Below are 25,947 nucleotides of genomic sequence, written 5' to 3'. Positions count from 1 at the left end.
CGCTTTAAAGAAAACCTATATCCGGAAGGAGGAAATTGCCATGAAACTGGGTGTATTTACCGTGTTGTTCGCCGGTCGTCCGCTCGAGGAAGCGTTGGATTACATCGCATCCAAAGGGCTGGAGGCGGTCGAGATCGGTACGGGCGGATATCCGGGCAACGCGCACTGCGACCCCGATACGCTGCTTGGCGACGCGTCCAAGCTGAAGGCGTTCAAGCAGGCGGTCGAGTCCCGCGGGCTGACGATCAGCGCTTTGAGCTGCCACGGCAATCCGCTTCATCCGCAGAAGCAAATCGCCAAGGAATTTCACGATGCGTTCGTGAAAACCGTCGATTTGGCCGAGCGGCTTGAGGTGCCGGTAGTCAACACGTTCTCCGGCTGCCCGGGCGATCACGAGGATGCCAAATATCCGAACTGGCCGGTTGCGCCATGGCCGAACGAATATCAAGAAATATTGAAATGGCAGTGGGAGCAGAAAGTCATTCCGTACTGGAGCGAGTGGGGGCGTTACGCTTCCGACCGCAATGTGAAGATCGGGCTCGAGCTGCACGGCGGATTTTCCGTGCACAGTCCGGGCACGCTGCTCCGTCTGCGCGAAGCGGCGGGCGAAGCGATCGGCGCGAACCTCGATCCGAGCCATATGTGGTGGCAAGGAATCGACCCGGTTCAAGCGGTTCACATTTTGGGCCGCGCCGGCGCGATCCATCACTTCCACGCGAAGGACACGACGATCGATCCGATCAACGTCAACAAGCACGGCGTAACCGACATGCAGTCGTACGCGCTGATGCTGGATCGGGCGTGGCAGTTCCGCACGGTCGGCTTCGGCCACGATTTGAAGACGTGGGCGGACATCTTGAGCGCGCTTCGTCTTGTCGGCTACGACTATGTGGTCAGCATCGAGCACGAGGACGGACTCATGTCGGTCGACGAAGGCTTTACGAAGGCGGTTGCCAACCTGCAGCAGGTGCTGCTGCGGGAGCCGCTCGGACAAATGTGGTGGGTGTAAGTCAATCGCTTCTCCGATTCGTTCGGAGGAGCGTTTTTTTTTCTCCGTTTCTTGGACAGGGCTAATCGATCAAGTTCGTCTCTCCTTCACGATATTCCTTCGGACTAAGGCCGTAGCGCGCGCGGAAGACGCGGAAGAAGTACGTGTAGCTGTTGAAGCCGGACATTTCGGCGATTTGCTCGAGCGACATTTTGCTGAACAGGATTCGTTCCCGGGCGACCGACAGGCGGATTTGCTGCACATACTGCATGATCGTCTGGTTGAACACGGACTTGAACAGATGGACGGCACGGGAAACGCTCAAGTCGACGTACGCGGCCACATCCTCGATTTTCAGCGGAGAAAGCGCGTGCTCCTCGATATATCGCTTCATCTCGTAGGCGAGGAACGATTTTCCTTTGCCCGATGCGGTCTGCTGCTCATGGCTCGCCCGTTCGATCGTCAAGCAGAACAGCCGCAAGTAATATTCGGCCATCTCCTTGGCCGGCGCTTTCGCCCTGCGCTGCTCCAGAATCGTTTGCCGGCACAAGTGCAGCACGTCTTCGTTGATCGGCAGCTTCAGCTTCTGGCGCTTGGCCGTCCGTTCCCACCATTCCTCCAGCCAGGAGCCGCGGCAGAAGAAATAGTAGTCCCCGCTCGACACTTCGAGCTCCCCGTTCTGCTGCAGCTCGGCTTCGACCCGCAGGTCGTATTGGTCCTTCGGCTTGTACAGCAGCAGATCCCCCGGCACGATCAGCTTCACTTCTCCGTCCACGAGCGCCCGGCAGCAGCCTTCGACTTGGAACCGGATCAAATAGTTGCGCAAGCCCCGGGTCGATTGGATATAAAACGGCTTCGTATGATGAGAGTAGCCCGCCGACAGCACCTCGCAAGCAAGCATGTTCATATTCAACCTCCCTAATCGTCAGCATGGCTAATGATACACTTGATTCATGATCGGAACGGACGACATAAACATATCAGAAAAGGGTACAAGTCCGCAATTCATCGGAAAGCCGTATTTCTGTGGTGGATAATAGTAAATATTACTGATAGAATGAAGGGGTGAGTGGTACATAACGATAACCCGTTTCTTGTGAACCGGTTTGAACGGGAGGCTTGCAGCTTGCGTTCGGTCATTTCCCAGATGGCGCTTCACGGTTTTTTCCTGCTGCTGATCAGCTTCCTGATCATTATGGCGATGAATCCGGGAGTGCTTGTCAGCTTGGATTTCAATATGCCGGCGGTACAAAATATACAGTCGTTCAAGACGATGTTCGTCAGCATCGTTCTGGAAGCATTGCCGTTTATCGTGCTCGGAGTGCTCGTATCGTCGTTCGTGCAAATATTCATTCCGGAAAACTGGATCCGGCGGTTTGCTCCGAAAAACCCGCTGCTTGGCATCTTGTTCGCCTGTGTACTCGGCTTCTTGTTCCCTATATGCGAATGCGGCATGATTCCGGTCATCCGCAGGCTGGTCGCCAAAGGAATGCCGCTTTATATCGGCGTCGTCTTTATACTGGTAGGCCCGATCGTCAATCCGATCGTCTATGCGGCGACCTTCATGGCGTTCCGGAATCGCCCGGAGATGCTTTATTCGAGAATGGGACTCGCTTTATTCGTCGGAACCGCCGTCGGATTGATCGTGTACGGCTTGTTCAAGAAGAGCGTATTGAAGCACAGCGCCGTCACGCTGTATGAATCCTCCGATGAAGAGGGGAGGGCGCATAAGCATGCCCGCGGCAATCCCGTATTCGCGATGCTGGAGCATGCCGGAGCGGAATTTTTCGATATGGGCAAATATTTGATATTCGGATCCGTCGTGGCCGCGGCCATGCAGACGTTCGTTCCGCGCGGCAGCTTGCTTGAGGTCGGACAAGATCCGGTTATGTCCCACTTTTTCATGATGGGTTTGGCTTATTTATTGTCATTATGCTCGACGTCCGACGCTTTCGTCGCTTCGTCCTTCGCGGGTACGTTCTCGGCCGGCTCTCTGCTGACGTTTATGGTGTTCGGGCCGATGCTCGACCTGAAGTCGACGCTTATGCTCGCTTCCGTATTCCGCGTAAAGTTTGTTCTGACGTTGTTCGTACTTGTCGTACTGTTCGTATTTTTGGGAGCGGCTGTCGCCGGGCAGCTTGTGCTGAGGTAATTGTCGGAGGCTAAAGGAGGTGCTCGATATGATCGGGAGTCGTTCGCTTACCGTTCATTATTTGTTTCGCGCGGTCATTATGGCCGGATTTTGTTTTTATATATTGCATCTAGTCAAATCCGGGAGCCTCGTTTATTACATCGCCCCGCGAATGGAGATGTACGTGAAATGCGCGGCTATCGCTCTGTTCGTCATCGCTTTGTATCAAGGCTTTCTCGGGCTGCGGTCGTTTCTCGGCAAGTCCGGGACGCCGTGCGAATGCGAGCATATGCCCTCCGGCTCGATCGTTCGGAACCTATGGCTGTACGGCCTGTTTCTGCTCCCGCTGACGCTCGGCTTCCTGCTTCCCGACAAGCTCATGGGAAGCGATGTCGTGGCGATGAAAGGAATGAATCTGAGCGGCGCAAGCGGTGCGGCTAAAGCGGACGGCAAGGCGGCTGGGCCGCCAGATGCTGCGGTTCAAGCTCCTGCTGTGAAGACGCCCGAACTATCGGCATCGGCGGTAACGGCGGACACAAGGGCGGAAACGCGTTCCTCCTCCGATGAGGAGCTGAAGCGGTTGTTTCCGTCCGACGGGTTCAGCGAGCCTTACGTTTCCCTCGGGATGAAGCTTTACAAGCAGGATCGCATTGTGATCAAGGAAACCGGCTTTATGGAGCTTTTGACGGCAGTCGACCTGTTTCTCGACCGGTATGTCGGCAAGAAAATGGAGATTACCGGATTCGTCTACCGCGAGCCGGACATGAGGGAAGATCAATTCGTCGTATCTCGGCTGTCCATGATGTGCTGTTCGGCCGATTCTTCCCCGTACGGCGTTCTGGTGGAGAGCGCCGCGGCTAAAACATTGAAGAAAGACTCCTGGGTGAAAATCGTCGGAACGATCGGCACGACGAAGTACAGGGACAACGAGATCATGAGACTGAATGCGACGAGCATCGAGAGCATACAGGCGCCCGAGACGCCTTACGTGTATCCGTATTATGACGAATTCGAGAAGCTGGCGGACTAAATGAAGAAGGGCAATGCGGAACGCGGGAGCGCGTCATGCATCGCCCTTTCTTGCTTCATGGCACTGCCGATGTCAATCGAAGATCCGGCTCCATTGTTCGGCCAGCCGATCCTCGTCCAGGTCGATACCGATAAACACAACATACGGCTCGCTGGCGTAACGGGATCGCTCCCATACCGTTCTTTGGCCGGCATATTGCATCAAATAAACGGAGTCGTCACCGCCAAAGCATATGTATCCTTTCGCCCGCAGCAGCCGGTCATCCCAAGCCCGTAAAAATTTCTCCACCTTCGAGCGGGTGGCGCCACCCGTACGATTCCAAGGGAGCGAAATCGTCTGGATGCGCGAAAAAGACTTCGTCTCCTGCCGCTTAACGACCGTCGCAACGCCGCGGATCGCAGCCTTCGGAGCTATTGACGCTTGTGACGAAGCGGCTGCGGCCGGGGATGCGGCGGATTCGATATCGGCAAACAGCGGGCTCAAGTCCATGCGGCTTTGCGTCGTCGGATAGAGCGGAGCCCGATCGTTGTATTTGCGGATCGTTTTCTCGATTTTGGCCTGCTTCGCGGGCGGGATCAAGTCGGTTTTGTTGAGCAGCAGCCGGTCGGCCACCTCGATTTGCCGCCTCAGCGTGCGCACGAGCTGTTTATCCGCCGCGAATAGGCTGTTGTAGTCGAGAATGTGCTCGCCATCCAGCACGGTGACGACGTGTCTCAAGTAAAGAATGTCCTGCAGCTCGGGCTCCGTAATCGTTTCGGCGATCTCCTCGGGATTGGCGACGCCGGTAAGCTCGATCACGATCAGGTCGGGCCGCTGGTCCGCTGACGACTTCAGAGCGCCGAGCAGCTCTTCTTTCCTACTGCAGCACACGCAGCCGTCCAGCAGCTTCTGCACCGATGCGTTCGCGTGCTCCTCCAGAATGTGACCATCGACATCGAGCTTGCCGAGCTCGTTCATGAGCACGCCGGGCCTCAACCCGTGTTCCGCGGCTCCCTTCAGCAGACGCACCAGCAGCGTCGTCTTCCCGCTGCCGAGAAATCCGCTGATGACGATAACCGGTATTCGTTTATTCATACGAATCATCCTTTCGATGTTGCTTCTTATAGTAAATTTTACGATTTTTAAGCAGGCATTTCAACCGCTGAAAATTCAAAAAAACAACACGATTTTAACGGAAGTGGAGCGCATTCCCCCACCTCCTGACTTCAGCGCTTCCTCTCTTGCAGACTTTTTCAACAGCCTCAACAATTACATATATGACGGATCGTACGAAAACATGCTCCTGCCGGCTGTAAGCGCGGCGTTCCGTCATAGCGCCGGTAGACCGGCTCGGGCAGCCGGCCGCTGCAGTAATTGTCGGAGCCGATTAGTGCCGTAAGCACTCTTGGCGCTTCCCTTCTAGTTCTGCGAGCATTCGAGCCGTGTTTCGGAAGCGGACCGAATGGCATACGGGCCGGGGTGAAAATCATGCCTGATTCCGCACGATCCGGCAGCATAAATTACACCGAACGGCTTATTCCTGAATAGGGAGTAATTCCCATGACAGCTCCTCGGACGGATTGCTATATTGAAAATACCTCATGCATGTTTTACATACGGTCTTCTCACTTTTTCGGAAAGGAGGGGTTTCCGATTTCGCTGGCGGAGGAGATGCAGCTGACGGAGACGAGTTTGCGGGGACACGTCCGCATTCAGGATCTCGTATTCAGTCTGACGAGGCAATGCAACGCGTTTTGCGATATATGCTGCAACGACGACGGTCCTTCGAAGAAGGGCGTGATCGACATCAGCGGCGTCAGGCAGTGGATTCACGACTTCTCCGAGTATGTGCCTTACTGCAAGACGGCGGGCTTCACGGGAGGGGAAGTGTTTCTCCGCTACGACGAAATGCTGGAAGTACATAAGCATTTATACGACTACGGCTTCATGACGTCGATCACGACGAACGGATTTTGGGGGAACAACCCCGAGCTTGCGAGGCGCCGTCTGCAGGAGCTGCGCGCACTCGGCTTGGTGGAAGTGGCCGTATCGATGGACGAAAGCCATTCGGTCTGGGTCAACCCGAAGCATGCCGCGACGGCGGCAAAAACGGCGCTCGAGGTCGGTCTCGCCGTGTCCGTAACGAGCAATTTCACAAGTCCCGGCAAAAGCGCCAGAGACTATTTCGAACCGGAATGGCACGACCGCATCATTTGGGACGAGAATTACTACGTGCTGCCGGTCGGCAGGGCGAAGCAGCTTCCGCGGCTTGTCCAGACCCGGATTCCGCGCGACGACCAGCTGTTCTGTCCGCGCGTGCAGATGGTGATCCAGCCGAACGGCGACGTCGATCCTTGCTGCTCGGTCTGTCTGGACGATGGCGTGTTCGTCGTCGGCAATTTGTACCGGCAGACGATGCCGGAGGTGCTGACGAACATGCTCGGCGACGTTTACTTGAAGGTCATTACGCATCGCGGCCTGGAAGAGCTCGAACGGATCGTCCAGCAGCATCATCCCGAGTGGAAGCTGCCGCCGCGGGAGCATTCGGTATGTCACATGTGCAATGGCTTGCGCTCCCGATCCGACTTCTGGATGGTGGAGGACGCGATGCGCAAGCACGGAATGGAAATATTGCTGAATAATATGGCCGCTTACAAGACCGGTTAGGTTGCGAGTGGTCGTCCTATTAATTCTAAATATATTGGAGGAATCATGAATGCCCGATACTAAAGGAATGGACGAACTGGCAAAGCTGTTGGCATCGGACCCGGAATTGCAGAAAGCGGCATTGTCCGGCATGACGAAAGCGGTGCAGGACCAAATTCAAAGCAAAAACTTGCGGGTGAGCACCGAAGCGATGCAAAGCTTGGGCAAGCTGAGCGCACTCCCGTCCGGAAATCCGGTAGCCGACGATTACGTCGCGAGAGTGGCAAGCAGCGTCATCGCCGTCGTCAAAACGAAAGTCATCGATTTGGCGCACGATATGGCTCAACTGCATGAGATTCAAACCCGTGTCAACGATAAATTAACCGGTCTGAATTTGAATATCAATAGGATCGGACGGTAAGGCAAGCCGCCGCCCGAACGAATCCCCGGACAACGTGTCCGGGGATTTTGTGTTTCCGAGCGCATGCAGCCTTCCGTGCGATGGGAGAGGCCTGCCACAATGCGGCATTGACGAGGGGACGTTGTACTGATATAGTTATATTGTAAAAATTACTATTAAGTGTCGGATTAGCGCGATAGTAGGATCAACACCTATTTCCAAGATCGGCCGCAGTAAGCGCCAAATAAGAGCCCCAGAAGGCTGTTATTTGTTGTCCGAATCAGGCCGATCGGCACTAGCTCCATCTGGAAATCGTAAAAATTACTTTTAATGAGAGGTCAACCAATGAACAATTCGACTACAATTCCCGTTACCGTCCTTAGCGGATATTTGGGAGCGGGGAAAACGACCGTACTGAACCACGTGCTGCACAACCGCAACGGACTAAAGGTCGCCGTCATCGTCAACGATCTGAGCGAAGTGAACATCGACGCAGGGCTGATCAAGGATGGAGGCGGATTATCGCGCACGAACGAAACGCTCGTCGAGATGTCGAACGGCTGCATCTGCTGCACGCTGCGGGAAGACTTGCTGCGGGAGGTCGAGAAGCTGGCGAAGGAGGGACGGTTCGACTATATTTTGATCGAATCTACGGGAGTCGGCGAACCGGTGCCGGTTGCCCAGACGTTTACGTATATCGATGAGGAGCACGGCATCGACTTGACCCGGTTTTGCCGGCTCGACTGCATGGTTACCGTCGTCGACGCATACCGTTTCTGGCACGATTTCTCGTCGGGCGAGACGCTGCTTGCGCGCAATGAAGCGGTCGGGGAAGACGATACGAGGGAAGTGGTCGATTTGCTGATCGATCAGATCGAGTTTTGCGACGTATTGCTGTTGAATAAATGCGATAGGGTGGAGGAAGGCGAGCTTGCCGAGCTGGAGGCCGTCCTGCGCAAGCTTCAGCCGAGAGCGAAGCTGATCCGGACCGTTCAAGGCCAAGTGGACCCGGCAGCCATCCTGAACACCGGCCTGTTCGACTTCGACGAGGCGAGCTCGTCGGCCGGTTGGATCAAGGAGATGGAGAAGCCGGTCCATACGCCGGAGACGGAAGAATACGGGATCTCTTCGTTCGTCTACGAAAGGCGCAGGCCGTTTCACCCCGGCCGATTGATGGCATGGATGGCGGATTGGCCGACAGAGATCGTCCGGGCGAAAGGGATCGTATGGCTCGCTACCCGCAATGATATGGCGCAAAATTTGAGCCAGGCGGGGCCTTCGATCCAATTCGGACCTGCCGGCTACTGGATCGCCGCGCTGCCCGAGGAGGAGAAGCGGCAGTTGGCGGCGGCGGATGACTCATGGCGAAACGGATGGGACCCCGTATACGGCGACCGGATCAATAAAGTAGTCGTGATCGGCATCGGCATGGAACCGGCCCGCCTATCCGCCGCACTGGACGACTGTTTGCTGACCGACGACGAGTTGGCCGCGGATTGGAGCGCTTTTCCCGACGAATTCCCCAATGCGGTGATGGAAGAAGTTGAACTGCTTCCCTAAAGTTGGCGGAGGTACTCGGCATACGATAATTATAGCTAAGAAAGGGTCGCGTTCGCGCGGCCTTTTTGCGTATAGTCCTTCACGATCCGCTGCCTTGTTGTTGATTCCCGAAATTTAATATATAATATATATATGTTATATATAATGAATGATACGCCATACTTCCAAAGGTGAACCGACAATGAATGAAACCAATCGTGCGGCAACAACAAATAAGCAAAACTTAAGTGCGGATATCGTGAAGTTCATCAAACAAAAAATTATCGTCGGCGAGTTGGACCCGGGCGACCGGATCGTGGAGACGACATTGGCCCGGGAGCTGGGAGTCAGCCAAACGCCGATTCGCGAAGCGATCCGCCAGCTGGCCGGAGAAGGGATCGTCACCCTCGTTCCGAAAAAAGGTCCGGTCATTAACACGCTCAGTGAAAGAGATGTGTTCGAGCACTATTCGTTCCGTTCCGTATTGGAAGGGATGGCGATCCGACTGGCCGTTCAAAATGCTTCCAATAAAGATATCAAACATTTGGAGCAATTTTATGAGGACATGAAGAAGAAGCTTGACGACGATACGATCGAATCTTTGCAGCAGGATTCCGGCTATATCCACCATTATATTTACATGCTGTCCAAGCATTCCGTCCTCGTATCGATGCTTCATATCATTTCCTTTCGCAACCAGCTGGTGAACCGGATCGTCGGGCGCAAGTTCAGCAAAGAAAAGGAAGTGTCCGAGCACGGGGAGCTGATCGAGGCTCTTAAGCAGGGCGACCCCGATCATGCGGAAAAAGTGATGAGGGAGCATATCCGCCGCGCGTACAAGGACTATATGGATATCGGTCCGGTTAACCGGTTGGAGCTGGCCCAGAACGAATGGATCTAGTACAGTTCTGTAAATAATACTTGTTCGAATAGCCGTCGGCCTAACGCCGTACGGTTCTTTTTTTGTTTATTTACATCCGGAGCGGGTAGAGATTATATAAAATTTTAATAATTATATATAATTATGTTGAATAGTGTATAACTTAATTGTATAATCTCATTAACGAAAAAGATTATATATAATATTGAGTTTCGAGCATGGAGAGGTGGTCCGGATGTAACGAATCGCGCAGCTCCCCGGTGCAGACTTGGCTTGGCTTGGATCTTGCGGTTGTGGCCGAAAGGCACACACTATAGGGAGGTATCATTCCGTGATCGATATCAAATATTTATTGACCGACGAACAGATGGCCCAATTCGTTTCACACGGCTATGTGCTGCTTCAAACCGATTTTTCTCAGCAATTTCATCAATCCGTATTACAGAAAATGAACGAGGTATATGCGAACGAGGGGAACCTGGGCAACAATCTGGTGCCGCGCATACCGGAAATCCAGCAGTTTTTCGATCATCCGACCGTAAGAGGCGCCCTGACGAGTGTTTTGGGACCGAACTACATCATGCATGCCCATCGGCACGGCCACTTTAACCGCGCAGGCAGCAAGGGGATAGCTTGGCACAAAGACAACTACTGGGGGAACGAGAAAATACGCAATCATCACCCGTGGTCGGCCATGATCTTCTATTATCCGCAGGATGTGACGGAAGATATGGGGCCCTCTTCCATTATGCCGGGGACGCATAACCACTATAAACTGTCCGACGACGGTTCCGAGTACAGGCTCCCCGTTACCGGTAAAGCGGGGACAATGGCGTTAATCGCGTATGACATTTGGCATACGGCTATGCCGAACACTTCCGCTATCGACCGGTATATGCTGAAATTTTTGTTTTTCCGCATGGAAGCGCCCGCTTACCCGAGCTGGAACAATAGGCGGGAAGGATGGGAGCCTTCCGCTAACAAGCTTCCGGTCATGGACCATACCTTTATGTGGGAGCATGTATGGAGCTGGCTGTCCGGATCGCCGGCCTTGAATCGTTCCAAGTATGAAGCCGCCCGGGCACACGAAGAATCGGACGGCAGATCCATCCGGCAATTGGCCGATTGCTTGACATACGAATCCGATGAAGCGTCGGCTCTGGACGCCGCTTACGCTCTGGCAACGTTAGGTCAGGATGCTGTTGCGGCACTTATTGACGGGCTGAGGCACCCTTCTCCCATGGTCGTCCGAACGTCCGCGTACGGGCTAGCTGCAGCAGGAACCGAGGCGCTGCCGGCTCTCGCAGAAGCTTTGGATGTCTCCTATGAGAATGGCGATGTCCCCGGATATGTCGCCTATGCATTGGGAGAAATCGGGGCGTCCGCTTCCTGTACCGTGCCCGGACTGATCAAACTGCTGCAAGACGATTCCGCATTCGTCCGACTGCATGCCATCGAGGCATTGGGCATGATCGGACAGCCGGCAGCTTCGATTGTTCCTGCTCTATGCGATGCACTGCGAGACGAAGACGGCTATGTACGCTTTATGGCGGGATTATCTCTCGCTCGGCTCGGGACGGAAGCGGGTGCGGCAGTTCCCGCATTGAAACGGGCACTCGATGATCCGAATCGTTACGTGTCGGCCATCGCAACAACCGCTCTGCAGCGCATCCGCAGCAACGAAGCGTTGGACGTCCTGCTTCCTTTCCTGCAGACGGCCCGCTGGTGTCCGAAAACAACGGTAAAAAGCATGTACTAACGGCGGGATCGCTTCGCGGAAAAGAGAACGGCTCCATCCCGCATGACAGCGGTGACGGAGCCGTTTTTTGCACGCTTATGGAGCCTGAACCATTAAGCTCTTCTCATCCATAAGCGGTAACCGATCCAGCTCGAAGCCAACAGCACGATGTATACGCCAATCACAATCAACGCGTTGCTCCAATTGGTGAAGAGCTGATTGCCCAAGTAAGAGAATAGCAGAATGCTCGGTATTTTCCCCAAGGCTGAGGCGATGGCGTAAGTGGGCAGCCGGATCGACAAAAAGGCGGGATATACGTTCACGAGCGTTTGCGGCAGGACGGGGAGGAGACGGGCGACCAAAATCGTCGCGAACGGGCGCTTTTCCATCATTTTCGCCACTTTGTCCATTTGTTCGAATTTCGCCATATACGCTCTGCCCCGCTTCTGAAAGTTCGTCCGGATCACGACGTATACAATCACGGAAGCAACCGAAGCGGCGGACCAGCTGACCGCAAAGCCGACCAGAGGCCCGTACATAAACCCGAGCGTGCCGATCATGATTTTGTATGGGATTACCGGAAACAGTACGAAGCCTAAAGCGATCCCGAATGCAACGGCCGCCGAAGGACGGCGATACATCATCCAGTCGGCGATTTCTTCTTTGTATACGAAAAAAACGGCGATCGCCAGTGCATATGTAATTGCCAGAAGCCATAATCTCATAAGGTCCCACCGTTGACGTTTGACTGTAGTATAAGTTTACATTCGGTAGCCGAATTTTGCTACTTTTCGAAGTATGGCCGTTGTAAATAGCGGGAAACCCGCATTACGCCCGCACGCATGGTATATTATAGAAAGACGTTCGATGTTAATTGATGAGGAGGCGGTTTCCATTATTATTGTGAAGGCGGCGGCCATACTGTTGTGTGCAGTCGTTCCTGCGTATTATGCCGTTAAATACCGCTCATGGAGAAAGATCTGAGGAAAAAAGGGACTGTCCTGGAGTCCGTTCGGACTCCGCGGGACAGTCCTTCGTATTGTGCGTGTAGGAATGGCGCATTCATGGGGATCGGATTATTGAGTAAATACGTGCCGATCGATGCGGGCTTTGATCGGACGTTTCTTGCTCCAAGACGAGGTGGCGATTTTGGGATTGTAATAATACAGGGCTCCGTTTGTCGGATCGGACCCGTTTAAGGCGGCTTTGGCCGCTTCATAGGCAGTCGGGCTGGGAGTCAGGTTGAACTGCCCGTCCCGGATAGCGGAAAATTGACCGGGCTGAAAAATAACCTCGGTTATGGAATCGGGAAACGCGTCGGACTGTACCCGGTTGAGGATGACGGCTCCGACGGCGACCTGGCCGAGAAACGATTCGCCCCTTGCCTCGGCATGGATCATTCGTGCCATTTGCTCCAGGACCGTTTGATCCGGCGCAGAGGCTTCGTTCAAGGCCGACAACGTATGGGCATCGGCTTGTCCGCTGGCGGGCAGACCTGCCTTCGTTTGAAATTTTTTCACCGCTGTGTTCGTGACGGAGCCGTAATAGCCGGTTATACCCGCTTTAAAATAACCGAGCGAGCTCAACCGCTGCTGCAGATCGAGGACGTGCTCGCTTCTGGACCCTTGCTCCAGCGATATCGCGCCGGCCTGTGTGGACAGGATAATCATCCCAAGGGCAATGACTAGCACGGAACCTTTCTTCATCTCTTACAGACAACCTCCTCTTCCTTTTACGGGCCGCTTTCAACCGGCACATAATGAATTAGGGATTTTATCCGATCGGAAAAGCCGCCGTACACGCTCAAAACGCAAAAACTAAGAACAACTCCGGGTTGTCCCCATAGGTTTCGGACGAGCCTTTCGGTTTGCGCCCGTCTTCCTTTATTTAACGGTTATCCGGACCGTCATTCTATCGGCTGCTGCCGCTGGCGAATGGCGCGGAATTGCTTTGGCGTCGTGCCTTTCGCTTCCTTGAACGCCCGTGTAAACGTGCGGGTATGATCGAATCCGACATCGATCGCGATGTCGGTTATGCTCATCGAGGTGGTGGCAAGCAGACTGGCCGCCCGTCCGACTCGCAGCATATGCAAATATTCCGTAAAGGTTCGTCCGACCAGCTGTTTGAACATCCGGCTAATATACGAGGCGTTCCGGTTAAATTGCTTCGCCAGCACGGAGAGCGTAATTTCCTCCTGGTAATGGATATGCAAATAGTGCAGGATGTCTTCCATGTTGTTGCGGGTTTCGACTAAGGCGGAAGCGGAATGTTGCGCCGGGTGCGGGGTGCGGAGCAGAATAATGAACGCTTCCATCAGCATGGAGCGAAGGGCGGATTCTTTGGCGAACCGGTCGTTCTCGTACTCTTGCTTCATCGATTCGAACAACCGGAGCATATGGGTTGCCTGATCCTCGTCCAAATCGTAATGCGACGGGTATTGCAAGCCCGTTTTGAGCAGCGCATTCGCCAGGTCGCGATCGGACGGACTTAGGAAGAGCAGATGGAGGTCGAACATGCAGTTGTATTTGATCGCGGTAGGACTGTTTAATTGAACTTCGTGAATATGGTGAGGCAGCAAAAAGGAAACGCTTCCTTTTTGGAACGGGTGCGGCTTTCCGTTGATGATTTCCGTTCCGCTCCCTTCGACGACGAGACTGAGCTCGGCGAAGTTATGATGGTGCAGCGGAATGTTGGAGGTAATACGGCCTTTCACGACAAACATGGGGAGTCTGCTTTTGCCGAATTGCTCGTGAGCCAGAGAGTCTTGGTACACGGGGTATGCCACCAACGACGTTCACCTGCCGGAATGGTTTTGAATATATTGTAACACAACTTAATATACATGTAATGTACAGGATAGTAAAAAAGAGGGTGATCGAAGTAAAAATATGTCACTTGTGTTTCGCTTGTATTTGAGATAATAAATTCGAGTTGATTGGAAGCGCTAACAAAAAACTAGGGGGATTTTACCAATGAGCAAGAACAGAGTCGCGGCATTAGGACTCATCTGCAGTGTACTGCTGGCCGCCTGCGGGTCCGGAAGCAATTCGGGGGCGAGCGAAGGCGACAAAAGCGCACCGAAGACGGAAGTCAAAAAAGATCCGTATACGCTGATGATCTATGCGGCCGGAGTCAGCAAGGAGGAGTTTGATAAGCGGTTCCGGGCAACGCTGGAGAAGAAATTTCCTCATATTACGTTCAACTACCAGACGAGCGGAACGGGCAACAATATTACAGACCTTGTTACGCGAGGTGAAATCCCGGATATTATCCGGACCGATATTCCGACGCTCAGAAGCGGCTATCTCGATTTGAACCTCGGCGTCGATTTGACCCCTTACGTGACGAAATACAAGTACGATCTGAACCGGTTTAACCCCGTATTCATGTCAGAGATTAAAGATTATACGCGCGACGGAAAGCTGTACGGCTTGCCCGTACCTCCGTTTTTCCCGAACGTGCTCTACTACAACAAAGATTTGTTCGACAAGTTCGGTGTGCCTTATCCGAAGGACGGCATGACTTGGGATGAAGTTTACGAGCTGTCCAAGAAAATGACGCGGATGGACGGCGGCAAGCAAATTCGCGGCTTCAGCGCCAACTTGACGGGAATGCTGCGCGACAATCCGTTCTCCCAGGCGATTCTCGATCCGGAGAAGGACGGTCTGACCGATACGGATAAATGGTCGAAGGTGTTCAGCAACTTGAAGCGCTTCTACGATGTGCAAGGCAACGAATATCCGAAGACCGCCGCCGACGATATGAATATGTTCGGCAAAGGCGAGGCTGCTTTGTCCGCCAACCTGCACAGCGTCTACTTGATTATTCCGCCGGAAATCAACTGGGATATCGTGTCGCTGCCGACGATGGAGGGCGCTCCGAAACGGGTCAGCCAACGCGGTCCCGCTTATTGGGCGCTTACGGAGACGGGCAAGCATAAGGACGAGGCGTTCCAAGTCATCATGGAGATGCTGACCGACGAAATCCAGATGGAGGATTCGAAGCAGGGCATCCCGACGACGCTGAACAATAAGGACATTCAGAACGCGCTCGGATCGAGTCATCCGATCTACAAATCCAAGAACATGAAAGCGGTATCGTTCTATCCGCCGACCGATCCGACGCCCAAACGGAAGCCCGGGCTTGTCGACGTCCCTCTGAGCTCGCAGCAATCCGCCGTAAGCGCGGCGTTCCTCGACTACGTCAGCGGCAAAGCGGACTTGAACACGTCGCTGCGCCAGCTGGACGAGAAGCTGAAGGGGCTCGTGGAAGCCGAGAAGAGCAAGAAAAAGTAACTGGAACATGGGCGAGGCCATCCTTTCGATAAGGATGGTCTCTTTTTGATTGGGTTGGAAGGAATATGCGATGCCCGGGTGGAATGTACTTGGAATGCGATCATACGGACAGGGGGAGCCTTATTTGTACAAAGCGATCATTTTCGACTTGGACAACACGTTGCTTGACTACGACCGGTGCGAGGCCGATTCGATGCACATGACCGGACGGCAGCACGGGCTGGAGCAATGGGAGCGGTTCACGTGGGAACGGTTCTGGGAGACGTTCTCGCCGATCAACTGGGTGTATTGGAGCGAGCGGAACGAGCGGAAGCTGAACATTCATCAGGTGCTGGAATATTCGTTTCACGATACGCTGATCCGGCTGGAGCGGGACGCCGCCTTGGCGAAGGCGCTCGCCGGCACGTATTGGGAGCATTTTTGCCGGCTGTGCCACTTCGAGGAAGGGGCCAAGGAGCTGCTGGACGAGCTGCACGGCAGCCGCAAGCTGGCCGTCATCTCCAACGGGATCGGGGAATCCCAGCGGAAACGGACGGCGAGCGGCGGCATCGCCCACCTGTTCGATGCGTTTATCGTATCCGACGAGGTCGGGCACTGGAAGCCGGACCGGAACATTTTCGATATCGCTCTGCGGGAGCTTGGCGTCGACCGGTCGGAAGTGCTGTATATCGGCGATTCATTAAAGGATGATTACGAAGGGGCAGTGGGGGCGGGTATCGATTTCTGCTTCTACAACCGCGGCAATCTTCAGCTGGAGGAACGGTACGCGCCGCGTTATGTCGTCGAGCGGTTGAGCGAGGTCGGCCCGCTTCTCCGTACGTAACCGCTCGCTGCCGGCATCAGCCGCGTTCCGGATAAGGTGGCGTCTGCTCCTTTCGCGGCAGTTCGATATAGAACGTAAAGAGCCCGTTCCGGTGTTCCAGGCCGATGTGCCCGCCGTGCAGCTCCGCTATGCTTCTCGCGATCGACAGTCCGAGTCCCGCTCCCGGCAGCATCGAATGGTCGTTCCGCGAAGGCTCGGCCTTGTAGAAACGATCGAATAGCAGCAGCTCCTGCTCCTTCGATATCGGGGTGCCCCGGTTCTCGACCTCCAGGCGGATTCGGCTGCCTCGCTCGAAGAGCCGGACCGTGATAGCTCCCGGCTTTACGGAAAATTTGAGGGCGTTCATCAGCAGGTTGTCGACGGCCCGCACGAATTTTTCCGCATCGACCAATCCGAGCACCCGCTCCCGCTCGCATAGCTTCCGGACAGTGAGTGACTGCTCGTGGGCAAGCGGTTCGAACTCGGTCAGCACCTGCTCCATCAGGCCGGCCAGATCGACGGGGCGGAAGGAGAGGCGGGCTTCGCCGCTCGTCAGCCGGGTATATTCGAACAAGTCGTCGATCAGTTTTTTCAGCTGCTGCGTTTTATTGTACGTGTTCTGGATGTATCGCTTATGCTCATCGAGATCGCCGTAGTCGTCATGCTTCAGCAAATTCAAATACCCGATAATGCTGGTGAGCGGCGTCCGCAGATCATGGGAAACGTTGGTGATGAGCTCCATCTTCGATTTCTCGATCCGGCGCTCCCTGTCGATCCTATCATGCAGCTGCTCGGCCATATAGTTGATGTTGTTCGCCACGCTGCCGAGCTCGTCATATCTGGAAGGAGGCAGCCGGTAGTCCAGGTTCCCTTGGGCGATCCGCATCAGTCCGTCGGCCAGCGACCGGATATAACGGACGATATTGTCCATGAACAGGAAGAAAAAGAGTAGGAACGTTCCGATCAGGACGAAGAAATTGTTCCAGATCGAAGCCATGAATACGGCCAGGAAGAAGCTTATGAGAGTCGACCACAATATGCGTCCCCGGATGCTTCTTTTCCAATTGAGCACGAACCAAATCTTCTTACTCCACCTTATAGCCGACTCCCCAAACCGTCTGAATATATCGCGGCTCACGCGGATTTTCCTCCACCTTCTCCCGGATGTTCCGGATATGGACCATGACCGTATTGTCCGAACAAAACTTGTCTTCCTTCCAAACGTTCCGGTATATTTGCTCGACGTTGAACACATGCCCGCGATGTCCCGCGAGCAGCGCCAGAATCGAGAATTCGATCGGGGTGAGCGAAACTTCTTTCCCCCGCACGGTGACGAGATGGCGGGTTTTATGGATGATCAATTCGTCGATTTCGATAACCGAGCCGTCGTTCGGCTTGCCGCCGGTCCCGGCTAACGTTTGCCTGCGAAGCTGCGCCTTCACCCTCGCGACCAGCTCCAACGGATTGAAAGGTTTGGCTACATAGTCGTCCGCGCCTGTCGTAAGGCCGGTAATTTTATCGATATCCTCGCTTTTGGCGGACAGCATGATGATCGGGATGTTCGACTTCTCGCGAATTTTGAAGCAGGCTTTGATGCCGTCCAGGTGGGGCATCATCACGTCCAATATGAGCAGATCGACCTTCTCGCGGCTCATCTGTTCGACGGCTTGAACTCCGTCTCCTGCTTCCACGACGCGGTAACCTTCGTTCCGCAAATAAATGCCGACCACATCCCGGATTTCCGGATCATCATCCGCAACGAGCACGGTTAAGGCCAAAGCTTACCCCTCCCTTTCGACTTTCGAGTGAAATGCCAAATTGCGAATACCGCGGCAAGCGTAAGCGGCACCCATAACGCTTTCAAGCCTAGCTCATAGACATGATATCCGACTTGCTGAACTTGCTCCCCGACAAGACGCCCGAGGGTGAAAAACAGGGCGGTCCATAGGAGTCCGGTCGTGTACGAGAACAGCGCGTAGCGCTTGAACGTCATCTTGTTGCTTCCGACCGCATAAGGCATTACATGACGGATGACCGGAAAAAAATAGCCGATGCATAAAGCGAAGCTACCATATTTTTGCATCAGTTTTTCGGAAAAATCAATATAGCGATCGAACTTTTTTTTGCGCCGCAGCCGGTCGAGCGCAGCGGTGCCGAACCATCGGCCCAGCACATAGCCTACCGACAACCCGGAGACGACCCCCAGATAGGTTGCTATAAAAGCGGGGAGCGTATGCAGCGCCCCGCCGGCCGTTACGGCTCCTCCCGTCATCACGATGACCTCGTCCGGAATCGGCATGCCCACAATCCCGAGCCATAGGGCAAAGAACAGCGCCGCATAGCCGAATTGCTGAATGAACGACAGCAGCCATTCATAGCTCATGAATCGGACTCCCTTTTTCGGCAAACATATACGTATGCGGGAGGGATATTGAGCGGAACGAAATGAATATGCTCGATATCGAACCGCCGGTCGAGCTGCTTCCTCATCTGCTGCGAATATTGGAACGCGATGAACAATCCTCCGGGCTTGAGGGCGGCGGCAATTTGATCCATCAGCAGGTCGCGCAGCTGCTGGGGGAAGTTGAAGAACGGAAGCCCGCTCAATATGCAGTCCAGCCGTCCGATTCCTTCCTGCTGCAAAGATAGGCCAAGCTGGCAGGCGTCGACGTGGCACGAATAGTCGGGGTACAGGCGGGCCAACTCCTCGCGCAAATACGGGTCTTTCTCGAACAGCAGCACTTTCGTCTGTTTCCGCATTGCCGTACCGATATATTTGGTAATGGCGCCTGTGCCCGCTCCAAGCTCGGCGATAGCCCGCACGCGGCCCCACGGAACGGAATCGATCATTTTTTTGGCGAGAAACGCGGAGCTTGGCGTCACGCTTCCGATTTGTTTGGGGGCGAGCGAGAATTTATACAGAAACAGCAGCTTTTCACGGATCGCGTTTTTCATGGGCAAGACGTCTCTTCCTTTCTTTTGGACGATGCCCTTATCGTATCGGTTAAATGTTCAGATCGAGCGAAGGAATTTCTGAAGGGTTTCTGAAGATTTGTTTAAAAAAGGCGAAAAAGCATGTCGCCAAAAGGCAACATGCGGGGGAGGCCAGCGGAGTCGGGGAGTTGCCGCAGGGGAAAAGGATGGCTGCTTCATGGATGCAGCGTAAAGGAAATGCCGGACAATTGCTCGCCATTGACGATGATCGCGAGCGCGTGTTCGCCGGGGTAATGCTTTCTGGTGGTTAGCTGCTCGAAGCGGTGATTGAACCGAACCGGGGTTTCTCCCGGATCGTATTCCTTCTCGGAAAGCTTGAACAGCTTGCGCGACCGGCTTCCGTTCGCCTTGACGAAATCGATGGCATATTCGATGCGGAGCAGCGACGACGAATCGCCGCTGTTGACGATCCGGAACGCTGCGGTAAAAGCGCCGCCGATGCTAACTTCTTCCGCAGACAAGGTTAGTCCGACTACGGATATGCGTTCCGCCGGGACGAAGCCGAAGAAGCGGAGCGTCTCCGGATCGCACCGTTTGAGCAGGCTGCGGCAGGCGTGCCTTACGATCCAATCGGTATGCGGATGCCGTCCGTACCACCTTCTTGCCGTTTTCATCACAAGACCAGGGTGGTCTTTGGAGATGTCGTTCAGGTTGTTCGCCACGCTTCTGCGGACGTACTCCGAGCTGTCCTCCTTGAGCAGTTCCAATAGCTCCAGCACGGGGGAGGGATCGTCCTTGAACTCGTTCAATGCCATCGCCCACGGCAGGCGGGGCCGGCATCCTTCGCTCGCCAGCCGACGGACGTGCTCGTTCGGGTCGGCGGCCCACGTCGTCAATTGCTTCCGCAGAAGATCGGGGTATTTCCGGATAAACGGCCTGACGGCGAACTCCGAGCTGGAATATTTCGTAAAGACGGCGAGCGCCGGCACCGATGCCTCCGGATCGTCCAGCCCCCGCAGTTCGACGAAATCAGGGAAGAACATATGTTCGAACCCGCGGCAATCGACGGACGCCCGCATCAAAATGTCCAGCGCCTCCCGGTAATCGGGAGGGAGCGTCGCGGAAAGCGATTCGGAAATTCGCCGCATACGTTGCTTCAGCGCGAGCGATTCCCAGCCGTCGGCGAATACGAGCTTTTTGAAGGCTTCGGACGGGAAGTTCGGCTGCTCGGCTTTGATTTTGCCGGCCAGCTTGTCCATAAACGAATCATTGTAGATGTCTTTCAACGGCTCCGCCATTGGTGTATGCACGACCTTTCTTGCGTTACTAGTCTATCGTTTATCGTAACAGAGGAAAGCTGACAGCTGTTTGTCAGGGTTAGGGTTAGGGTTAGGGACGGGCAAGTCACGAATGGCGAATGGACGAATAACGTTCAAATGTACGTTATTGTGGCTAAAAGTATCCGTTCAGTGGGTATTAGTGCTCAAATGTACCTTATATGCCGGGATCAGGGGTGTTTGCTGCGTTTGCGGGTCGGAAATGGATCAATAGCGCTCAAATGTACGTTATTTTCGATCAAAGTCCCAATTCCGCTCAAAGTAGTGTTCACATGTACCTTATGTCCTCGGCGTAGTGATGTCTCTTACGCAAACAGACCGCAATACCAAGGCAGCGGTCTAATGTTTGGTCGACATGGAAACGCTAGGTTTTCGGACTTCGGATGCGGATGTGCCTGCTTCGATTCACTCCGGCTTAAACACGCGCATAAAAACAGGGGGGACTTTGCTCTCGAAGCGCATCACTTCCCCGCTGCGCGGGTGGCGGAAGGCGAGAACGTGCGCATGCAGGCCGAGACGGCCGATCGCTCCCGAGCGCGAGCCGTACTTTTTGTCCCCGACGACGGGATGGCCGATATCCTTCATATGGACGCGGATCTGGTTTTTGCGTCCCGTCTCCAGCCGAACCTCCAGCAGGGAATAATCTTTGCTCGTCTTCAAAGCTTTGTAGTGGGTAATCGCAAGCTGGCCGTCGTCCGGCTTCTGGCTCGAATACATCATCATCGCCTTGTTTTCCTTCAGCCACGATTTGACGGTTCCTTCCGGATTCCGTACCGCGCCTTCCACTAATGCGACATAGGTGCGCTCCTGCACGGCATCCTGCCAATCGTTTTGCAGCTGCTGCTGCACCCGTTCGCTCTTGGCGAACATCATGACGCCGGACGTATCGCGATCGAGCCGGTGCAGGATGAAGATCCGGGCGCGCGGGTCGGAGCGGCGGACGTGCTCCATCAACTGACGGTACGCGGTCAAATCCTTCTCCTGGGCGGTGGCGATGGAGAGAAGCCCCGCTTCCTTATGGACGACGATAACGTCGTCGTCTTCGTGCAGAATGGTCAAGCCGACCAGCTCGTTTTCCCGTTCCCCGATCACTTTCGCCCAGCTTACATGAACCCGCTGTCCGGGCTGCAGCGGATGATCGTACTTCGTTACCGTGCGGCCGTCGACCGATACTTGCCCGCGGGCCAGTATCGATTTCACCGAATTGCGGCTCCGCCCCGCGAGCGAAGCCAGTAAAAATTCGAGCAGCTCTCCGGGCTGTCCTACGGCAAGCTCGGTCGTTGAAGATTTTTTCGCTTCGGGGGCTTTGGCTGGTGTGAGTCCCTTCTTGTTCATGCCGGTCTCCTTTGAACTATAAGTTTCTTTCAGATACTATATCGCATCCGGCGGGAAAAAGCATCTGCGGCACTTCCGTCAGCCCGTGAATGAGCCGCAAATCTACCGAATTCCGTCCAACCATGCTATCGTCCGCAAACAATGATATAATAGTTTCTAATCGCGGGGGAGGGAACTTATGAACGAATCGGTCAACGGGGCGGCAGCCCGGTCCGACGGGGATGAGACGGTCATCCGGGTAGATGGGCTTGTCAAGAAGTATGGGGCTTTCACCGTCGTCGACCATGTCCGCTTCGAAGTTCGCCGAGGCGAGGTGTTCGGCCTGCTCGGGCCGAACGGTGCGGGTAAAACGACAACACTGGAAATGATAGAAGGCTTGCGGCGGCCCGATTCCGGGACGGCCGTCGTGGCCGGATACGATACGCAGAAGGAACTCAAAAAAGTGAAGCAGGTGATCGGCGTTCAGCTGCAGTCCACCTCGCTGTTCGATTTGTTGAAGGTGAAAGAAATCGTGCGCATGTACGCCAGCTTCTACCCGTATTCGGTGCCGATTCAGCCGCTTCTGCAGGATATGATTTTGGAAGAAAAGAAAAACGACCGGGTCAAGCATTTGTCCGGAGGTCAGCGCCAAAGGCTGGCCATTGCGCTGGCACTCGTCAACGATCCGCAGGTGATCTTTCTCGACGAGCCGACGACCGGACTCGATCCGCAAGCCCGGCGAACGTTATGGGATATTATACTCAAGCTGAAAGCCCGCAACAAAACGATCGTGCTGTCCACCCATTATATGGATGAAGCGCATGCGCTGTGCGATAGGATCTGCCTGATGGACCGCGGAAAAGTAATCGCGCTCGATACGCCCGAACGGCTGGTACGGAGCCTGCAATCGGAGAGCGCCGTCGAATTCAGGCTTCCCTTCGTGGAAGCGGAGTCTGCCGGCAGCGCGGAATCGGACGGCATACTCGGGCTGCTCCGCGGAGTCAGCGGGGTCAAGCAGGTGGACGTGCGGGACGAATGGTTCGTCTTATATACGGACAGTCTGCAGGCTACGCTGACGGATTGGATTGCCGTCGCCGATAGAAACGGCTTGCCTTTCGCGGATTTGCGCACCCGGTCCGCAACGCTCGAGGACGTGTTTATCCATATGACGGGAAGGAGCTTGAGGGAAACTTGAAAGCTTATTTGCAGCTTACGCTCGCTCAGCTCCGCATTTTCGCGAGAAACCGGCAAGTGTTGTTTTGGTCGCTGCTGTTTCCGGTGTTTTTCATCGGGATGCTCGGTTTTTTCCTCGGAAACGGCAGCGGCATCTCGATAAGCGGCGCGATTATCGATGAGGATTACAGCACCGCCTCCCGCCAATTGATCCGTTCCCTGCAGCAGTTGAACACCGTTATCGAGCTCGAGGAGCGGTACGATAAGGAAGAGGCGCTGAAGGAGCTGAAGCAAGGGGACCGTCATATCGTCGTAGTCGTACCGAAAGGGTACCAGGAACGGTTGTCCATGCACGATACCAGCACATACGTCGATCCGGTATTCATTACGACGCCCGAAGTGGCCACGGTCAAAGCGTATTACGATGAGACGAACATGACGATGTCGCAGCTTGCCTTGACGCTCTTGTCCCAAGTCGTGGACGGAGTCAGCAAGCAGCTCGCCAACTATTCGCCGGTTGTTACCGTAGACGCTTCGGCGGTGCAGTCGCTGCATCTGAAATATATCGATTTTCTCGTACCCGGCATCATTGCGATGATGATCATGTCCAACAACTTGAACGGCGTCGCCGGCCAAATCGCATCATGGCGCGAGCGCGGCATTTTGCGGCGGATGCGCAGCACGACGTTGAACTCGGCTACGTTTATCGGCGCTCAAATTACGGCTCGGCTCGTCATGAACAGCTTGCAGGTGCTGATTGTCGTCGTAGTCGGCTCGACCTTCTTCGGCACTCAAGTCAACGGCGCCTGGTGGCTGCTGTTCCTGTTCGTCGTGCTCGGCACGCTTACGTTCATGTCGCTCGGGTTCGTCATCGCATCGCTCGCGAAGACGCCCGAAAGCGCGGGGCCGATCGCCGGCTTCGTATCGTTCCCTATGCTGTTTCTGGGCGGCGTCTTTTTCCCCATTAAGGATATGCCGGAATTTATGCAGCCTATCGTCAAGCTGCTGCCGATCTCCCACTTGACGGCGGCGATGCGCCAAGTGATGAACGTCGGAGCCGATCTGTCGGCGCTGTGGCCGGAGATGGCCCTGCTCGGCGGATGGATGGTCGCGGCTTTCGCCATCTCCAGCTTTTTGTTCAAGTGGGAGTAAGGCAAGGAAGGAATACCCGAACATACAGGAACTTCGTCCGTTAAAGGCTTGCACGGCAACGGAATGGAGTTCCTTTATTTTTAATTTTAAGAAAACGCATACATAAGAAGACGAACCGCGAGACATACTAGTAACCAAGAGCGGCACTGCCCCCGGACAATCCATTAACAATGTTACACGATTGTCACATAAAGTTAATGCTCGGCTAATGTTGCGTTAATGTTCGGGCTCTACAATGAAGTCAGATTCGAAGGGAGTGGTTGAACGATGATTTTGTACCGCCTTGCCAAATGGATGGAGGAACGTAAACGTCTGAAACGGCTCATTGCGGAAGCCGAAGGGAATTCGGCGGTTTATATAGAACAAAAAGCGCTTGTGGAGCAGCAAATGATCCGGGAAGCGTACCAATGGCTGGAACCGGGCAAAGCCGCAGCCGAGCCCCCGGTCGTGCTGCACGTGCTGGATGAATTGGGGGGCGTACAGCCGCTTTTCGGTATGGAGGATGAAGACCGGCTGCCTGCGGTCATATGGAAAGACGTACTGGTCAACATGCAGAGAAACGCGGAGCCGTTCGCACGGGGAAACGCCTCGCCGCAGCGGCACGAAGAGGCTTTTCCCGAGGAGCTGTACCGTATGCCGCTGATCGGAGAAGAAGCGGTGCACGCCCAGCCGTAACCGGACAAAAAAACAGGAAGATCGCGTTAACGACTCTTCCTGTTCGGCATGGGTTTAGAACGAAGCTCCGAGTGCCTTCAAGTTACGGGCGCTGACCGCCAAACATTCGAACGGATCGCGGCCGTAGCAGCTATCCTGCTCGACGGCACCCCACTCGACGCCGGTTTCTTCGCAAGCCTGCAAAATCGCGCGGAAATTCATGTTGCCTTCCCCGACTTCCGCGAACTGCCGCTCGCTGGCAGGCGTAACCGTGAAATCCTTCAAATGAATGACCTGCATGCGGCCGTTCACTTTGCGGATCCAGTCGATCGGATCGGCGCCGCCGGCTTGGACCCAGTGCACGTCCAGTTCGAAGCCGAATGCGCTCGCATCCGATTCCTCAAGCAAAATATCCATGCCCGATTTACCGTCCCATTTGGCGAATTCGAAAGCATGATTGTGATAGACGAATTGCAGTCCCGCCTCTTTCAGATTGCGGGATACTTCCGATGCGACTTTGGCGAAGGTCGCATATCCTTCCGAGCTTGTCCGATATTCGGGCGGCAGTCCGCCGATTCCTACATATTTGCAGTTCCACAGCTTGTGAGTGGCGATAACGTCGTCCAGCTTGTTCACCATGTCGGCAAACGGAATATGCGTGGCACAAATATGGAGGCCGACGCGATCCGCGATCGTCTTCAACGCTTCATCGCCGATCGGCCCGAGGCCGGATACTTGCACGGCATTGTAGCCGATATCTTTCACCTTTTGCAGCGTGGCGGCAATGTCCTCTTCCGTTTTCAAAAAATCGCGCAGCGTATACAGCTGGGCAGCTATTTTCATCTGGTCCAACTCCCCGAAATAGTTTAGCGGCCGACCGCATCGGATGACTGGTATGGAAGTCGTTTTTCGTCGCTATTATACCTTAATCTCCTGCGTCGAACCATACATTTTC

25 protein-coding genes are annotated in these 25,947 nt (G+C 54.6%); 13 read left to right on the top strand and 12 right to left on the bottom strand.

Annotated elements, in window-relative coordinates; genetic code table 11:
* Nucleotides 1-40 precede the first annotated feature (40 nt).
* A complete protein-coding gene (locus tag FE783_RS13290; RefSeq protein ID WP_138879851.1) occupies nucleotides 41-1,009 on the top strand; it encodes a sugar phosphate isomerase/epimerase family protein in 969 nt (322 codons plus the stop codon).
* 61 nt (nucleotides 1,010-1,070) lie between these two features.
* Here the strand turns inward: FE783_RS13290 and FE783_RS13285 are convergent, their stop codons facing one another.
* Nucleotides 1,071-1,895: an AraC family transcriptional regulator gene (locus FE783_RS13285; protein WP_138879850.1), complete on the bottom strand. Its 825-nt coding sequence runs from the start codon at nucleotides 1,893-1,895 to the stop codon at nucleotides 1,071-1,073.
* A gap of 240 nt (nucleotides 1,896-2,135) precedes the next feature.
* On the opposite strand from FE783_RS13285, the gene FE783_RS13280 reads away from it, so the two are divergent.
* A complete protein-coding gene (locus FE783_RS13280) occupies nucleotides 2,136-3,140 on the top strand; it encodes a permease (RefSeq protein WP_138880090.1) in 1,005 nt (334 codons plus the stop codon).
* Between the two features lie 28 nt (nucleotides 3,141-3,168).
* Complete coding sequence (locus FE783_RS13275; protein WP_138879849.1) at nucleotides 3,169-4,149, top strand: TIGR03943 family putative permease subunit; 981 nt, start codon at nucleotides 3,169-3,171, stop codon at nucleotides 4,147-4,149.
* Between the two features lie 72 nt (nucleotides 4,150-4,221).
* On the opposite strand, the gene FE783_RS13270 is transcribed toward FE783_RS13275, so the two are convergent.
* Complete coding sequence (locus tag FE783_RS13270) at nucleotides 4,222-5,223, bottom strand: CobW family GTP-binding protein (protein WP_202916181.1); 1,002 nt, start codon at nucleotides 5,221-5,223, stop codon at nucleotides 4,222-4,224.
* 576 nt (nucleotides 5,224-5,799) lie between these two features.
* Between FE783_RS13270 and FE783_RS13265 the strand changes: the two genes are divergently transcribed.
* The 5 genes from FE783_RS13265 (at nucleotide 5,800) to FE783_RS13245 (ending at nucleotide 11,352) form a co-directional block, all read left to right on the top strand.
* Nucleotides 5,800-6,795 (top strand): radical SAM/SPASM domain-containing protein, encoded by a 996-nt coding sequence (locus tag FE783_RS13265; RefSeq protein WP_158301781.1) that lies wholly within the window; start codon nucleotides 5,800-5,802, stop codon nucleotides 6,793-6,795.
* Nucleotides 6,796-6,844: 49 nt separating this feature from the next.
* Nucleotides 6,845-7,195, top strand: a complete 351-nt coding sequence (locus tag FE783_RS13260; RefSeq protein ID WP_138879846.1) for a hypothetical protein — start codon at nucleotides 6,845-6,847, stop codon at nucleotides 7,193-7,195.
* A 324-nt stretch (nucleotides 7,196-7,519) separates the two neighbouring features.
* Nucleotides 7,520-8,734, top strand: a complete 1,215-nt coding sequence (locus FE783_RS13255) for a GTP-binding protein (protein ID WP_138879845.1) — start codon at nucleotides 7,520-7,522, stop codon at nucleotides 8,732-8,734.
* Between the two features lie 181 nt (nucleotides 8,735-8,915).
* A complete protein-coding gene (locus tag FE783_RS13250) occupies nucleotides 8,916-9,614 on the top strand; it encodes a GntR family transcriptional regulator (protein ID WP_158301780.1) in 699 nt (232 codons plus the stop codon).
* A gap of 310 nt (nucleotides 9,615-9,924) precedes the next feature.
* Nucleotides 9,925-11,352, top strand: coding sequence for a HEAT repeat domain-containing protein (locus FE783_RS13245; protein ID WP_238403047.1), 1,428 nt, complete (start codon nucleotides 9,925-9,927; stop codon nucleotides 11,350-11,352).
* A gap of 92 nt (nucleotides 11,353-11,444) precedes the next feature.
* Here FE783_RS13245 and FE783_RS13240 read toward each other — a convergent pair whose 3' ends face one another.
* From FE783_RS13240 to FE783_RS13230, 3 genes are all read right to left on the bottom strand, one after another.
* Nucleotides 11,445-12,056, bottom strand: coding sequence for a TVP38/TMEM64 family protein (locus tag FE783_RS13240; protein WP_138879843.1), 612 nt, complete (start codon nucleotides 12,054-12,056; stop codon nucleotides 11,445-11,447).
* Between the two features lie 351 nt (nucleotides 12,057-12,407).
* A complete protein-coding gene (locus FE783_RS13235; RefSeq protein ID WP_138879842.1) occupies nucleotides 12,408-13,037 on the bottom strand; it encodes a cell wall hydrolase in 630 nt (209 codons plus the stop codon).
* Nucleotides 13,038-13,237: 200 nt separating this feature from the next.
* A complete protein-coding gene (locus FE783_RS13230; protein WP_138879841.1) occupies nucleotides 13,238-14,104 on the bottom strand; it encodes an AraC family transcriptional regulator in 867 nt (288 codons plus the stop codon).
* A 199-nt stretch (nucleotides 14,105-14,303) separates the two neighbouring features.
* Between FE783_RS13230 and FE783_RS13225 the strand changes: the two genes are divergently transcribed.
* Nucleotides 14,304-15,626 (top strand): ABC transporter substrate-binding protein, encoded by a 1,323-nt coding sequence (locus FE783_RS13225; protein ID WP_138879840.1) that lies wholly within the window; start codon nucleotides 14,304-14,306, stop codon nucleotides 15,624-15,626.
* 124 nt (nucleotides 15,627-15,750) lie between these two features.
* On the top strand, nucleotides 15,751-16,449 hold the full coding sequence (locus FE783_RS13220) for an HAD family hydrolase (RefSeq protein WP_238403046.1): 699 nt from the start codon (nucleotides 15,751-15,753) through the stop codon (nucleotides 16,447-16,449).
* 16 nt (nucleotides 16,450-16,465) lie between these two features.
* On the opposite strand, the gene FE783_RS13215 is transcribed toward FE783_RS13220, so the two are convergent.
* The 6 genes from FE783_RS13215 to FE783_RS13190 all read right to left on the bottom strand — a co-directional run bounded on the left by FE783_RS13215 (nucleotide 16,466) and on the right by FE783_RS13190 (nucleotide 22,034).
* Nucleotides 16,466-17,500: a sensor histidine kinase gene (locus tag FE783_RS13215; protein WP_238403038.1), complete on the bottom strand. Its 1,035-nt coding sequence runs from the start codon at nucleotides 17,498-17,500 to the stop codon at nucleotides 16,466-16,468.
* A gap of 13 nt (nucleotides 17,501-17,513) precedes the next feature.
* Nucleotides 17,514-18,206: a response regulator transcription factor gene (locus FE783_RS13210; protein WP_138879838.1), complete on the bottom strand. Its 693-nt coding sequence runs from the start codon at nucleotides 18,204-18,206 to the stop codon at nucleotides 17,514-17,516.
* On the bottom strand, nucleotides 18,197-18,811 hold the full coding sequence (locus tag FE783_RS13205) for a DedA family protein (protein ID WP_138879837.1): 615 nt from the start codon (nucleotides 18,809-18,811) through the stop codon (nucleotides 18,197-18,199). Before FE783_RS13205 ends, FE783_RS13210 begins: the two co-directional genes overlap by 10 nt.
* The gene (locus FE783_RS13200; protein ID WP_138880087.1) at nucleotides 18,808-19,383 is read right to left on the bottom strand and encodes a class I SAM-dependent methyltransferase; all 576 of its coding nucleotides are present in this window, start codon (nucleotides 19,381-19,383) and stop codon (nucleotides 18,808-18,810) included. Before FE783_RS13200 ends, FE783_RS13205 begins: the two co-directional genes overlap by 4 nt.
* 194 nt (nucleotides 19,384-19,577) lie before the next feature.
* The gene (locus tag FE783_RS13195) at nucleotides 19,578-20,660 is read right to left on the bottom strand and encodes a DNA alkylation repair protein (RefSeq protein ID WP_138879836.1); all 1,083 of its coding nucleotides are present in this window, start codon (nucleotides 20,658-20,660) and stop codon (nucleotides 19,578-19,580) included.
* A 444-nt stretch (nucleotides 20,661-21,104) separates the two neighbouring features.
* Nucleotides 21,105-22,034 carry an RluA family pseudouridine synthase gene (locus FE783_RS13190; protein WP_138879835.1) on the bottom strand — a complete coding sequence of 310 codons (930 nt, stop codon included), beginning with the start codon at nucleotides 22,032-22,034 and terminating at the stop codon, nucleotides 21,105-21,107.
* Nucleotides 22,035-22,212: 178 nt separating this feature from the next.
* On the opposite strand from FE783_RS13190, the gene FE783_RS13185 reads away from it, so the two are divergent.
* The 3 genes from FE783_RS13185 (at nucleotide 22,213) to FE783_RS13175 (ending at nucleotide 25,013) form a co-directional block, all read left to right on the top strand.
* Nucleotides 22,213-23,208, top strand: a complete 996-nt coding sequence (locus FE783_RS13185) for an ABC transporter ATP-binding protein (RefSeq protein ID WP_138879834.1) — start codon at nucleotides 22,213-22,215, stop codon at nucleotides 23,206-23,208.
* The gene (locus FE783_RS13180; RefSeq protein ID WP_138879833.1) at nucleotides 23,205-24,338 is read left to right on the top strand and encodes an ABC transporter permease; all 1,134 of its coding nucleotides are present in this window, start codon (nucleotides 23,205-23,207) and stop codon (nucleotides 24,336-24,338) included. The genes FE783_RS13185 and FE783_RS13180 overlap by 4 nt, the downstream gene beginning before the upstream one ends.
* A gap of 267 nt (nucleotides 24,339-24,605) precedes the next feature.
* Entirely contained in the window at nucleotides 24,606-25,013 is a 408-nt protein-coding gene (locus FE783_RS13175) for a hypothetical protein (RefSeq protein WP_138879832.1), read from the top strand.
* A gap of 54 nt (nucleotides 25,014-25,067) precedes the next feature.
* Here the strand turns inward: FE783_RS13175 and FE783_RS13170 are convergent, their stop codons facing one another.
* Nucleotides 25,068-25,835, bottom strand: coding sequence for a sugar phosphate isomerase/epimerase family protein (locus FE783_RS13170; protein WP_138879831.1), 768 nt, complete (start codon nucleotides 25,833-25,835; stop codon nucleotides 25,068-25,070).
* Nucleotides 25,836-25,947 lie beyond the last annotated feature (112 nt).

This window comes from Paenibacillus mesophilus, from assembly GCF_005938385.1.
GTDB classification, from domain to species: Bacteria; Bacillota; Bacilli; order Paenibacillales; family NBRC-103111; genus Paenibacillus_AB; species Paenibacillus_AB mesophilus.
This window is presented reverse-complemented; position numbering and strand designations above follow the sequence as displayed.